This window comes from Streptomyces sp. NPDC001401 (genome assembly GCF_042895385.1).
In the GTDB taxonomy this organism is placed as follows: domain Bacteria; phylum Actinomycetota; class Actinomycetes; order Streptomycetales; family Streptomycetaceae; genus Streptomyces.
Genome location: NZ_JBIAWI010000009.1, coordinates 253,411 through 265,573, shown reverse-complemented (window position 1 = coordinate 265,573; position 12,163 = coordinate 253,411). Strand labels below are relative to the sequence as shown.

Annotated in this window: 10 protein-coding genes; 9 read left to right on the top strand and 1 reads right to left on the bottom strand. The window is 72.6% G+C overall.

The window, feature by feature from the left end:
• Window positions 1-97: 97 nt before the first annotated feature.
• A complete protein-coding gene (locus ACFY10_RS28805) occupies window positions 98-940 on the bottom strand; it encodes a (2Fe-2S)-binding protein (protein WP_390668109.1) in 843 nt (280 codons plus the stop codon).
• A gap of 207 nt (window positions 941-1,147) precedes the next feature.
• Between ACFY10_RS28805 and ACFY10_RS28800 the strand changes: the two genes are divergently transcribed.
• From ACFY10_RS28800 to ACFY10_RS28760, 9 genes are all read left to right on the top strand, one after another.
• Window positions 1,148-2,140 carry a FecCD family ABC transporter permease gene (locus ACFY10_RS28800; RefSeq protein WP_390668247.1) on the top strand — a complete coding sequence of 331 codons (993 nt, stop codon included), beginning with the start codon at window positions 1,148-1,150 and terminating at the stop codon, window positions 2,138-2,140.
• Window positions 2,137-3,189 (top strand): FecCD family ABC transporter permease, encoded by a 1,053-nt coding sequence (locus ACFY10_RS28795; protein ID WP_390668108.1) that lies wholly within the window; start codon window positions 2,137-2,139, stop codon window positions 3,187-3,189. Before ACFY10_RS28800 ends, ACFY10_RS28795 begins: the two co-directional genes overlap by 4 nt.
• On the top strand, window positions 3,186-3,995 hold the full coding sequence (locus ACFY10_RS28790) for an ABC transporter ATP-binding protein (protein WP_390668107.1): 810 nt from the start codon (window positions 3,186-3,188) through the stop codon (window positions 3,993-3,995). Before ACFY10_RS28795 ends, ACFY10_RS28790 begins: the two co-directional genes overlap by 4 nt.
• Before the next feature lie 33 nt (window positions 3,996-4,028).
• Window positions 4,029-5,048 carry an ABC transporter substrate-binding protein gene (locus ACFY10_RS28785; protein WP_390668106.1) on the top strand — a complete coding sequence of 340 codons (1,020 nt, stop codon included), beginning with the start codon at window positions 4,029-4,031 and terminating at the stop codon, window positions 5,046-5,048.
• An 83-nt stretch (window positions 5,049-5,131) separates the two neighbouring features.
• On the top strand, window positions 5,132-6,307 hold the full coding sequence (locus ACFY10_RS28780) for an acetyl-CoA carboxylase biotin carboxylase subunit family protein (RefSeq protein WP_390668105.1): 1,176 nt from the start codon (window positions 5,132-5,134) through the stop codon (window positions 6,305-6,307).
• A complete protein-coding gene (locus tag ACFY10_RS28775; RefSeq protein ID WP_390668104.1) occupies window positions 6,304-8,007 on the top strand; it encodes an IucA/IucC family protein in 1,704 nt (567 codons plus the stop codon). Before ACFY10_RS28780 ends, ACFY10_RS28775 begins: the two co-directional genes overlap by 4 nt.
• Entirely contained in the window at window positions 8,004-9,206 is a 1,203-nt protein-coding gene (locus tag ACFY10_RS28770; RefSeq protein ID WP_390668103.1) for an MFS transporter, read from the top strand. The genes ACFY10_RS28775 and ACFY10_RS28770 overlap by 4 nt, the downstream gene beginning before the upstream one ends.
• A complete protein-coding gene (locus ACFY10_RS28765) occupies window positions 9,206-10,945 on the top strand; it encodes an IucA/IucC family protein (protein WP_390668102.1) in 1,740 nt (579 codons plus the stop codon). The genes ACFY10_RS28770 and ACFY10_RS28765 overlap by 1 nt, the downstream gene beginning before the upstream one ends.
• Window positions 10,942-12,150: a type III PLP-dependent enzyme gene (locus ACFY10_RS28760; RefSeq protein ID WP_390668101.1), complete on the top strand. Its 1,209-nt coding sequence runs from the start codon at window positions 10,942-10,944 to the stop codon at window positions 12,148-12,150. The genes ACFY10_RS28765 and ACFY10_RS28760 overlap by 4 nt, the downstream gene beginning before the upstream one ends.
• The last annotated feature ends 13 nt before the right edge of the window (window positions 12,151-12,163 follow it).

The window sequence follows — 12,163 nt, the reverse complement described above, 5'->3', positions numbered from 1 at the left end:
TGCGGCTTCGTCGTGGCTGGTCGCGCCCACGCGGCGGAGCCGCAAATCAAACACAGTCCCGCGCCCCTTGAGGGGCGCTCCCCTGGCCGTCACGTTCTCAGTTCTGGAGTCTGCGCAGGCGCTCCGCGTCGCCGGTGCGGGGGCAGGTCACGCAGGCCTCGGCGGGCCGGATCGCGTAGAACATGCAGCAGCCGGTACGGGTACGGGTGACATGCCGTCGGCCGTCGTCGCCCGCCAGGTAGCGGAAGTCGGCGCCGCCCGGGTAGGGGGGTACGCCGATCGGCAGCACTTCGGTGGCGGCCCGTACGGCCTCGTCCTCCTGACCGAGCATCCGGCCGAGGTACCAGATGCCGGACACGAGATCGTCGGCGACCATGCCCCACAGGGAACGCGCCCCGCGTCGTGCGACAGGGCCGATCGCGGCCAGCAGCGGACGGATGTGGTCGGCGACCGCCATGCGCAACTCGGCCCGCAGCTGCTCTTCCTGAGAGAGCGTCAGCACTCCGGGCAGCGCAGCGACGGGGTCGCCGGCCAGACAGGCGAGCTCGGTCCCGGGTGTGATCTCGTACGCACCCGTGGCGAGGTCCAGCCGCAGGTCCTCGGGCCGGATCCGGGGCACTCGCCGCTCGAGGTACCAGGTCCCGCCCATCAGCACGCCGAGGGTCCAGGCGTAGTCGTGCAGGGCCCGCGAGGCGGCGACGTCACGGCGGGCGGCGACCGCGTAACGGGCATGGATGCGGGTCGCCTCGGCGTCGACGAAGGCGTCGAGCGCGCCGCGGTCCGACACCAACTCGGCCGCTGTGACGTCGGCTTGGGTTTCGTCGCCCGGCTCCATGACCCGTACGTCCAGCGCTTCGCAGACGTCGGCGAGTCTGCGGTAGGCATCGCCGAGGGCATGCGTGACGGCACCGGCGGGCGGGGTCTTCAGGGCCACGGGCATGGGCGCTCCAGCACAGGAGGTTCACAGAAGATCAAGAAGGCAAGGCTTACCTTACTTCACTCCGGATAGGGTGATCCACAAGGCATCAGCAGCACCTGATCATGGAACCCCCACGTCAGGGTCATCTCACAGCCAATTGAAAAGTAAAGGAAGGCTAGCCTAAGCTCACGGCTTGTGACTGCGACCCAACGGGGCGCACCTACCGGTGTGCCCTTCCATGCCCTCAGACACCTCCCCGTGTTCCTCGCCGGACTGGGTGCGCTTGTGCTCTGCACTGCCCTGAGTCTCGCTCTCGGCGCCCGGTCGGTACCCCTGTCCACGGTGGCCGACGCGCTGTTCGGCCACGCCCATGGCCGGGAGGCGCTGGTGGTGACCGGGCTGCGGCTGCCGCGTACCGTCATCGGTCTCGCGGTGGGGGCTGCGCTCGGGGTCGCCGGGGCCGTGGCCCAGGGCATCACCCGTAACCCGCTCGCGTCGCCGACCACCTTGGGCATCAACGCGGGCGCCGGTTTCGCCGTCGTCGTCGCGATCTTCGCGCTGAGGCTCAACGACCCTGCGCAGTACGTGTGGTTCGCGTTCGCCGGTGCGGCGGGTGCCGCCCTGTTCGCGCAGGCGCTGGCCCGCCGTGCCGGAGACATCGATCCGGTACGGCTCGCTCTCGGCGGCACCGTGCTCCAACTGGTGCTGCTGTCCTGGACGTCGGCGGTGATGCTGCTGAACCAGCGCACGCTCGACGAGGCCCGCTTCTGGCTGGCCGGATCCCTGTCCGGCAGGCCCCTCGACGTGCTGTGGCCGGTGCTGCCCACCCTGCTGCTCGGCCTTGTGCTCGCCCTCGCCGTCTCCCCCGCCCTCAACGCCCTTGCCCTGGGTGACGATTCGGCCCAGGCGCTCGGTGTGCCGGTGGCCCGGATCCGGCTGGCCGGAGGCATCGCGGTCGTCCTGCTCTCCGGGTCGGCGGTCGCCGTGGCCGGTCCGGTCGCCTTCATCGGCCTCGCCGCGCCCCATCTCGTACGTCCCCTGCTCGGCGCCGACCACCGGCTGCTGGTGCCCGGCTGTCTGATCGCCGGACCACTGCTGCTGCTTGCGTCCGACGTCCTCGGCCGGATGGTGATCCGCCCCTCGGAGCTGGAGGTCGGCATCGTGACGGCGTTCCTGGGCGCGCCCCTGCTGGCGCTGCTGGCCCGGAAGGTGGCCCGATGACTGCCACCGTCGCTGTGTCCGCCCGTACGAGGTCCACGTCCCGCATCCGGGTGCGCCGCCGTGTCCTGGTGTTCGCCGCGACCGGTCTCGTCGCCCTGTTCGTGCTGCTCACCGTGGACCTGACGACGGGTGAGATGCCCCTGCCCGCGGGCACGGCGCTGCGGGCGCTGGTCGGGCTCGGGGATTCGGGGGACGTGCTGGTGGTGCAGCAGTTCCGGGCGCCCAGGGCGGTGGCGGCGATCGTCGCCGGTGCCGGTCTGGGGGCGGCGGGCTGCGTGCTGCAGCGGCTGTTCCGCAATCCCCTGGCGTCTCCCGATGTCATGGGCGTGACAGGCGGGGCGTCGCTGGGTGCGGTCGCGCTGATCGCCGCCGGTGCCTCGCAGGCGCTGATCCCGGTCGGCGCGCTGGGCGGGGGCCTGCTCTCGGCGCTGCTGCTGGGCGTGTTCGCCTGGCGGTCCGGGCTCGCCGTCACCCGGCTGGTGCTCACCGGGCTCGCCGTGCAGGCCGGCCTTGCCGCCGCCGTGAACCTGATGATCGTGCGCTTCCCGGCCGAGCTCGCCGGGTCGGCCCTGCAGTGGACCACCGGCTCGGTGTACGGGCGGACCTGGACGGAGGTGTGGGGGGCGGGCGGCGCCATGGTGTTCGCGCTCGCCGTCGCGCTCGTACTGCACCGTCGGCTGGCCCTGCTCGACCTCGGGGACGAATCGGCCGGGGCCCTGGGCCTGCGAACGTCCGCCGCTCGCCTCCAACTTCTCTTCGTCGCCGTGGCCTTGGCGTCGCTGGCCGCCGCGCTCGCCGGTCCGGTGACCTTCGTGGCGCTAGCGGTGCCGCACGTCGTGCGCTTCGTCACCGGCCCGCCGACGGCCGCGTCCCTGGGGCTGGCCGGTCTCACGGGAGCGGTGCTGCTGCTCGCCTCCGACCTGGTCGTGCAGCACCTGCTGCCGATCGAGGGGCTGCCGGTCGGGGCGGTCACCGCCACGCTGGGCGCGCCCTGGCTGCTGGTGCTCATGTTCCGGCAGAGCTCACCCGTCCACAGGAGCCACGCATGACCAACCAGATGCAGACCCAGGGCCTCGATCTGCGCTACGGCGACCGGCTCGTCGTCGGCGGGCTCGATCTCACCCTGCCGGGCGGCGCCGTCACCGCCATCGTGGGGCCCAACGCCTGTGGCAAGTCGACCCTGTTGCGCGGGCTGAGCCGGCTGCTCGCCCCGTCCGCCGGGACCGTCACGCTGGACGGCGCGGACATCCACCGTATGTCCGCGCGGACGCTCGCCCGCCGGCTGGGACTGCTGCCCCAGCAGCCGGTCACACCGGAAGCGATCACCGTCGAGGCGCTCGTACGGCTGGGCCGCTATCCGCACCAGCGGCTGCTGAGCCCCTGGTCGGCGGCGGACCAGCGGGCGGTGGACGAGGCCCTGGAGCGCACCGGCACCACGTCGCTGCGCGACCAGCCCGTCGACCGGCTCTCCGGCGGTCAGCGCCAACGCGCCTGGATCGCCCTGGCGTTGGCCCAGGACACCGAGCTGCTGCTGCTCGACGAACCGACCACCTTCCTCGACCTGCGGCACCAGCTCGACGTCCTCGACCTGGTCGCCGCCCTGCACGCCGAGGCGGGCCGCACCATGGTGATGGTGCTGCACGACCTCGGACAGGCCGCCCGCTACGCGGACCACATGGTGGTCCTCAAGGAGGGCCGCCTCGCCGCCGCCGGCGCCCCGGCCGACGTCCTCGACGCGGACCTGGTCAGATCCGTGTTCGACGTGGACTGCCGGGTGATCCCCGATCCGGAGACCGGCACCCCGCTGGTCGTCCCGAAAAGCAGCGCGGTGCGGCACTCCGCCGCGCCCGCCTGACCCGAAACCCCCTACCGGAAAGACCGACCCCCCATGTTCAAGCGCTCTCCCCTGCGCGGAATCGGCCGGCTGATCGCCGTGCTGCTCTCCGTCGTGCTCGGTACGGCCGTACTGGCCGCCTGCGGCAGTGAGAAGTCCAGCGACGCCGACACCGCGAAGGCCTCCGGCTCGGCGTCGGCCGGCTTCCCGCGGACCCTCAAGACCGTGATGGGCGACGTCAAGATCCCGTCGCAGCCGAAGCGGGTCGTGGTCCTCGACACCGGTGAGCTGGACGACGTCACCCTGCTCGGCATCGACCCGGTCGGCGCGGTCGCCCCGCACTTCAAGACCGAGGGCGGCTTCCCGACGTATCTGAAGGGCGAGTTGAGCGGCACCGCCGACGTCGGCCCGCTCCTGGAGCCCAACCTGGAGAAGATCGCCTCGCTGAAGCCCGATCTGATCCTGTCGTCGAAGGTCCGGCACGAGAAGGTCTACGACAAGCTCAGCGCCATCGCCCCGACCGTCTTCACCGAGACCACCGGCGGCGTCTGGAAGCAGAACCTGAAGGTGCACGCCGAGGCGCTCGGCCTGGAGAAGGAGGCCGCCGCGAAGCTCAAGGAGTACGAGACGCAGGCCAAGGCGCTGGGTGAGGCCATCAGGAAGAAGGACGGCGGCACCATGCCGACCGCGTCCGTGGTCCGCTTCATCGCCGGTCCGACCCGCCTGTACCAGTCCAACTCCTACAGCGGTGTCGTCCTGAACGACATCGGCTTCAGGCGGCCCAAGTCCCAGGTCTCCAACGACCCCGACGTCACCATGAAGGACGTCAGCCCGGAGGAGATCGACCAGGCCGATGCCGACCTGATCTTCGTCACCACCGCCGACACCCCGGACAAGACCCAGCAGAAGCAGGTCACCTCCAACCCGGTCTGGAAGTCTCTCCCGGCTGTGAAGAACGGCAAGGTCCACACGGTCCCGGACGAGACCTGGATGTCCGGCATCGGCGTCCAGGCGGCGGAGCAGATGCTCAAGGACGTGGCGAAGGCCACCGGCGTGGAGCTCCCGAAGAAGTAACTCCCGCTCTTTCGGGGCGGGCCGCGGCACCGTCGCCGCCCGCCCCCAACCCCCCACCCGCCAGCGGAAGTTGTTCATCAGCCATGCGCCTGTACCTGCTTGCCCTCAATCCGACCGACTCCGTCTCCGAGGGCTTTCTGCCCGCCGCCGCCCGGCTGGGCCTGGACGTCACCGTCCTCACCGACCAGCCCGGCGCCCATCGCCGCGCCCACCCGGAGATCGAGGTCCTGGAGTGCGACGTGCGCGACCACCGGGCGGTCATCACCCGGATCTCGACGCACCACCGTCCCGACGCCGTCTTCACCAACAGCGACCACCTCCAGGCCCAGGCCGCCCTGGCCGCCGCCTACTTCGGCCTGCCCGCCAAGGACTGGCGGGCCGCGCTGCGCACCAAGGACAAGGCGGAGATGCGGCGCAGGCTCGCCGCCGCCGGCGTGGACACGGTGTGGTCGGCCGAGCTCACGGAGCCGATCGCGCCGGACGACGCGCCGTACCCCTGCGTCCTCAAGCCCCGCGAGGGCGTGGCCAGCGAGGACGTCGTCCTGGTCGACGACGCCGAGCAGCTGACCACGCACGCCAAGGAAATCCTTCAGCGCCGTCCCGGTGCCGTCCTGCTCGTCGAGGAGTACCTCCCCGGCGAGCTGTACACCCTGGAGACGCTCGGCGACGGCCACCTCCGCCATGTGCTGGGCGGCTTCCACACCGAGCTGTCGCCCCCGCCGTACTTCATCGAGGAGCGCCTCACCTTCGTCCCCGCCCACCCCGAGGCGGTCGTCGCCCAGGTGCTCGCCCAACTGGACGCGCTGGGCGTCGGGTTCGGCGCCTGTCACACCGAGTTCGTGGTGCACGCGGGCCGGGCCAGGATCATCGAGGTCAACTACCGTGCCATCGGCGACCAGTGCGATCTGCTGCTGGCCCGGCTGCTGGAGATACCCCTCTTCGAGCTGATCCTCCGTGCCCATCTGGGCGAGCGTCTCCCCGCCGACCTGGGAGCCCGCCGCGACGGCGCCGCGCGCCTGGAGTACCCGTGCGCCGGGCGCGCCGGAACCCTGGCGGAAGCTCCCTCCGCCGCGGAACTGACCGTCGACGGCATCCATCTGACGTACCGTCCGCTGCGGTCCGTGGGCGAGCGGCACGAGTTGTATCGCACCAACCGCGACTACCTCGGCGTCCTGCGGGCCGTCGGCACCGACCAGGCGACGGTGGACCGGGTGTCGGCCGGCTTCCTGGCCGCACAGCGCTGGGAGATCCAGCCGTGACCGCGCCGACCGTGACGGACACCTGCGAGGCGGAGCTGCTCACCCGCGTGCTCAGCGCCCTGCTGCGCGAGGACGTGGTCGGGTTGCGCAGCCGCGGCACGCTCGAGCACCGGCCGGACGGTGACTGGCTGCGGCTGCCCGCCGCCGACGACGCCCTGCTGCTGCCCGTCACCGAGGACGGATACCAGTGCGAGCACCGGGCCCGGCTGCCCCTGCTCGTACGCGAGTCGGACGGCTCCGAGCTGACCTCGTGCCAGACCGTGCTCGACGCGCTGCGCGAACTCGCCGAGCCCGTGGACCGCGACGGCTTCGACGCGTTCGCCGAGGAGTGCCGCCAGACGTTGGACACGATGCGGTTGCACGAGCAGACCCGGGACGAGGTGGGCCGGCGGCTCGCCGACCGGTACGGGGACGATCCGGCCCGGTGGACGGGTCCGGCGTACGACACCCTTGCAGCCCGCCTCGACCACCCCATCTACCCGACCGCGCGCGGCCGCTCCGGCCTGGCGGAGGAGCAACTGCGGTCGTACGCACCGGAGTTCCATCCCCGCTTCGCCCTGCGCTGGCTTGCCGTGCCGCGTGACGCGGTGACCGTCAGCGGCCCGCTGCCTCAGCTGTGGCCCACTCCCGCGCGGCTCGGTCTGCCCGAGGTGGAGCAGACCCATGTGACGCTGCCCGTCCACCCGTTGACCGTGGGCGCGCCGCTCGACGAGGCCCTGCGCACCACCGGCCTCGAAGGCCGCGCGCTGCTCGCCGAGCACGCCCACCTCGAAGTCGTGCCGACGCTCTCGATGCGCACGGTGGCGGTGGCCGCGGATCCGTCCCTGCACCTCAAACTACCCCTGGCCACCGCCACGTTGGGCCTGCGCAACAAGCGCTCCATCAAGCCCGGCACGCTCGTCGACGGCGCGGCGGGGCAACGGCTGGTGGAGGCGGTGATCGCGCGCGAACCCCGTTTCCGGGACACGATCCTGCATGCCGACGAGACGACGTACGCACACGCCGGGCACGAACTCCTGGCCGTCCTGTGCCGCCGCTTCCCGGCCGGTCTCGAGGACTCCGTCGTCGTGCCGCTGGCCGCGCTCCTCGCCGAGGCGCCGGGCGGGCGGCTGGTCCTCGACCATCTGGCCGACCGCTTCTACGGCGGCGATCCGGCGGCCCTGCTGGACGCCTGTCTGACTCTGCTGTTCGACTGGCAGACCACGCTGTTCGGCCATGGCATCGCGCTGGAGTCGCACCAGCAGAACGTCTCGCTGGTGCTGGCGCCGGGCAGTCTGCGGCTGCTGTTCAAGGACAACGACGGGCCTCGCATCAACGCCTCGCGGCTGGCGGCCGTACTGCCCGGACCATGGGGTTTCGACGATCCGCGGACGTTCACCGCCGGGGACGGGCCGGTCGCCGACGTGTTCGCCACCATCACGGTCCATCTGTGCGCGGGGGCCTACGCATTCGGGCTCGCAGGGCACCGGGAAGCGCTGCTCGATCTCGTACGCGAACGGCTCGCGCAGGCCGTCGGCCGGCTCGGCGGTGAAGCGGGCGCGGTCCTGCGGGCACATGTCCTCGAGGCGCCGCGGCTGCCGGTCAAGGCCATGGTCACGGCCGGCACGCTGCTCAGCAAGGAGCGCTCGGGTGCCGCGGACGTCAACAAGCACTACACGAGCGGCCCCAACTACCTGCTGTCCGGCGGGGGTTCGGCATGAGCACCGAGACTCTGCGGATGCCGGGCACGGCGTTCAGCCGCGGGCATGTGCACGCGGTGGCGGGCTGCTACTTCGTGGCATCCTTCGCCGCGCTCGGGCTGCCGCCGTATCTCACCGAGATCCTCCCGGAATTGGGTGACCGCGGGGCCCGCTGGGCGGGGGTGCTGTACGTCGTCCCCACCGTGTTCGGTGCGCTGGGCGCCCCGTTGTGGGGGCGGCTCGCCGACCGCCACGGCCGTAAACGGCTGCTGCTGCGCGCCCAGTTGGGGCTTGCCGTGGCCTTCCTGCTCGCGGGCTGGGCGGACTCCCTGGCCACGTTCACCGTGGCGCTGGTGCTGCAGGGCATCCTCGGCGGCACGTTCGCGGCCTCCAACGGGTACCTGGGCGCCGCTCTGGAGGGGCCCGCCCTGTCCAAGGCGCTCACCCTGATGCAGGGCAGCGCGCGGGCCGCGCTGGTCGTGGCGCCGATCGTGGTGGGCTCGCTGTCGGGCTGGCTGTCACCGCACCGCCAGTACGCCCTGCTCGCCGTACTGCCGCTGACGGCAGCCCTGTTGCTGGCGGCGCTGCCCGAACCGGAGCCTGCCGCACGGGAGTCGGAGAGCGCCCCCGAGACGACCACCGCGGCCGAGCCGCCGATGATCTCCCTCAAGGCCCTGTACGCCTTGGAGTTCGCCTTCGTGTTCTCCACCGTCATCTCCTTCCCCTACTTGATCGCCCTCGTCGACGACCGCCTCCCGGGCACCTCGCCCACCCTCTCCGGCGTGCTGTTCGCCCTCCCCCACCTGTGCTACCTGGTGTCGGCGCTGGCCGTGCACTCCGCCTTCCACAGCCGCCCCCGGACCGGGATCGCGCTCGGCTTCGCCTGCATCGCCCTCGGGCTCGCCGGGCACGGGGTCGCCGGTTCCCTGCCCGTGCTGATCGCCGTGCGGCTGCTGCTGGGCGCGGGCCTCACCCTCGGCCTGGTGTGCCTGTCGGTGCTGGCCGCCGACTGCGCCAAGGGCCGGGCGCCGGGGGGGATGTTCGGCTCACTGGAGTTCTTCTCCAAGGCCGGCGCGGTCGCCGCCGGCCTGGCCGCGGCGGCGGGCAGCGCCCGCTTCGGCCCGACCGCACCCGTGCTGACCGGCAGCGCGGCCGCCGCCGTCACCGTACTGGCCACCCTCCTCCCCCCGCTGACCCCCCGCACCCGCAGGAGCCGCTGATGCCCTCGCTGACCCGCCCCCAGCCTTCGGCCGGGGGCGCCGCACCCGCCCGCCTCCCCTCCGCCGACGACGCGGTGGCCCACACGCTCCTCAACTGCCTGCTGCGCGAGGTGTCGGGACCCGAGCGCCAGTCGGTCGTCGCCGACGGCCGCCTGCTGCTGCGGCTGCCGCGCCGCGGAGTGCTGCTGCGGGTCGCGCTGCGCCGCACCTCGCTGCTCGGTGCGCACCGGTTCACCGGCCCGGTGAGCGAACAGGGCGACGGCGGTTGGTCGGAGGTGGACTGGCGGCGCCTGGCCGAGTACACGCACGACGAGCTGTCGTTGCGCACCGGCGTGCGCAACGAGGAGTTCCTGGAGCAGATCGCCTCCAGCCACGGCGCCATCGCCACAGCGCTCGCCGCCGCACGCCCCGCCCCCTTCCCCGACGACCGGCTCTCGGCCTACCTGGCCTCCGAGCAGTCCCTGCTGTTCGGGCACCGCTTCCACCCCACGCCCAAGGCCCGCACCGGCGACCCCCGCGCCTGGTCCGCGTACGCCCCTGAGGTCGGCGCCTCCTTCCCGCTGCGGCACCTCGCCGTCCGCGCCGAGCTCATCGCCGAGGAGTCCGCGGACCCGTCGGCGACCGCCCCGCTGGACGGACTGCGCACCGACGTACCGCGGGGCTACCGGCTGCTGCCCGCCCACCCCTGGCAGTACGAGACGCTCCGCACCCACCCCGCCCTGCGCGCCGCACTCGACCGCGGTGACATCCTCGACCTCGGCCCGGGCGGACGCCCCTTCGCCGCCACCGCCTCGGTGCGCACCCTGTACGACGGGGAGACCTTCCTCAAGTTCAGCCTGAACGTCCGGATCACCAACTGCCTGCGCAAGAACAGCAGTTACGAGCTGTCCGGCGCCGTCGCCCTGACCCGTGCCCTGGCCCCGGCCCTCGCCGACCTGGCCGACCGCTTCCCCGGCAGCGCCGTGCTGCGCGAGCCGGCCTACCGCACACTGGCCCTCCCCGGCTCGGACGGCACCCCCGACCGCGAACTGTTCGAGGGCTTCGGCGTCATCGTCCGCGAGGGCCTGCCGCGCCGCCTCGCCCCGGGTACGGTCCCCCTGCTCGCGGCGGCCGTCGCCGACGAGTACCCGACCGGCGCCGCCCACATCTCCCGGCTCCTCGCCGGAGCGGACGTGCGGACGACCCTCGGCTGGTGGTCGTCGTATCTCGACCTGCTCGTCCCGCCCGTCCTGGCCGCCTACTTCGACCACGGTCTGGTCCTGGAACCCCACCTCCAGAACGTCCTGGTCTGCGTCGGCGCCGACGGGATGCCCGCGCAGGTCCTCTTCCGCGACCTGGAGGGCACCAAGCTGGTCCCCGAACACCACGCCGACACGCTGGCCGCGCTGCCGCCCGAGGTCGCGGGCCCGATGACGTACGACGCGCAGCGCGGCTGGGACCGGGTCGTGTACTGCCTGCTGGTCAACCATGTCGCCGAGCTGCTCGCCGCCCTCGCCGACCTGCACCCGCAGGCGGAGGCCGCCCTGTGGGCCCGGGTGCGCGCCACGCTCCAGACGTACTCCGACCGCTACGGCTGCCCGCCGAGGCTTGCCGCCCTGCTCGCCGGGGTGCCACTGCCCGCCAAGGCCAACCTGCTGACCCGCTGGGAGCGCAAGGCGGACCGGGAGGCCGGCTACGTCCGGCTGCCGTCCCCGCTCGCCGAGGACATCCTGCGCGACCCGGCCGGGAGCACCCGATGACCGACCCGACGCCCGCGGTCCACGACCGCGTCCTGTCCCTGCCCGCCACCGAACTGCCCGCGTACGTCTACGACTTGGCCGCGCTGCGCACGCACGCCGCCGCCGTCCGGGCCGCCCTGCCCGAGCGGGTCGAGGTGTACTACGCCGCCAAGGCCAACCCGGAGCCGGAGATCCTCGGCTCACTCGGCCCGTACGTCGACGGCTACGAGGTCTCCTCGGGCGGTGAACTCGCCCATGTGGCCAAGGCGATGCCGGGCCGACCGCTGGCCTTCGGCGGTCCCGGCAAGACGCCGGACGAGGTGCGGGCCGCGCTGGAGCTCGGCGTCGACCGGTTCCATGTGGAGAGTGCGTACGAGCTGCGCATGCTGGCCGAGCTGGCCCGGACGTGCGCTCCGGGGCGGCGGGTGGCGGTGCTGCCTCGGGTCAACCTGCCGGTCGCGGACGGGTCACTGGCCGGAAGTTCCCTGGCCATGGGGGGCCGTCCCACACCGTTCGGCCTGGATCCGGCGCAGGCCGTCGAGGTCGTCCGAGCCCTTGCCGACGGGACGTATCCGCACCTCGAACTACGGGGCATTCACGCGCACTTGGCCAGTGGCCTGCAGGGGGCTGAGCAGCTGGCGGTGGCCGAGTCCGTCGTGTCCTGGGCCATGAATCTCGGTGTTCCGCTCGCCGAGGTGAACGTCGGCGGCGGCATGACCGTCGACTACACGGACCCCGACCGCCGCTTCGACTGGACCGAATACGGCAACGGGCTCGCCCGTCTGACCGAGGCGCACCCCGGACTGACCCTGCGCATCGAGCCGGGGCGGGCGCTGACCGCGTACTGCGGCTGGTACGCCACCGAGGTGCTGGACGTGAAGCACAGCCACGGCGAGGAGTTCGCCGTCGTCCGCGGCGGCACCCATCACCTTCGGACCCCGGCGACGAAGGGACACGACCAGCCCTGCTCCATCCTGCCGGTGGACGCCTGGCCGCACTCGTGGCCGCGGCCGGCCGCCGAGGGCGAGCTGGTCACCCTGGCCGGGCAACTGTGCACACCGAAGGACGTCCTGGCCCGCCGGGTGCCCGCGCCCGGGCTCAGGGCCGGCGACCGGGTGGTGTTCTCGCTGGCCGGCGCCTACGCGTGGAACATCTCCCACCACGACTTCCTGATGCACCCCCGGCCCGGCTTCCACTTCCTTCACCTTTCAACCGGAGGGCTGTGATCACATCCCGGCA

Coding starts and splice junctions, on each gene's coding strand:
- ACFY10_RS28805 (WP_390668109.1), bottom strand. CDS start 940: ATGCCCGTGGCCCTGAAGACCCCGCCCGCCGGTGCCGTCACGCATGCC.
- ACFY10_RS28795 (WP_390668108.1), top strand. CDS start 2,137: ATGACTGCCACCGTCGCTGTGTCCGCCCGTACGAGGTCCACGTCCCGC.
- ACFY10_RS28790 (WP_390668107.1), top strand. CDS start 3,186: ATGACCAACCAGATGCAGACCCAGGGCCTCGATCTGCGCTACGGCGAC.
- ACFY10_RS28785 (WP_390668106.1), top strand. CDS start 4,029: ATGTTCAAGCGCTCTCCCCTGCGCGGAATCGGCCGGCTGATCGCCGTG.
- ACFY10_RS28780 (WP_390668105.1), top strand. CDS start 5,132: ATGCGCCTGTACCTGCTTGCCCTCAATCCGACCGACTCCGTCTCCGAG.
- ACFY10_RS28770 (WP_390668103.1), top strand. CDS start 8,004: ATGAGCACCGAGACTCTGCGGATGCCGGGCACGGCGTTCAGCCGCGGG.
- ACFY10_RS28765 (WP_390668102.1), top strand. CDS start 9,206: ATGCCCTCGCTGACCCGCCCCCAGCCTTCGGCCGGGGGCGCCGCACCC.
- ACFY10_RS28760 (WP_390668101.1), top strand. CDS start 10,942: ATGACCGACCCGACGCCCGCGGTCCACGACCGCGTCCTGTCCCTGCCC.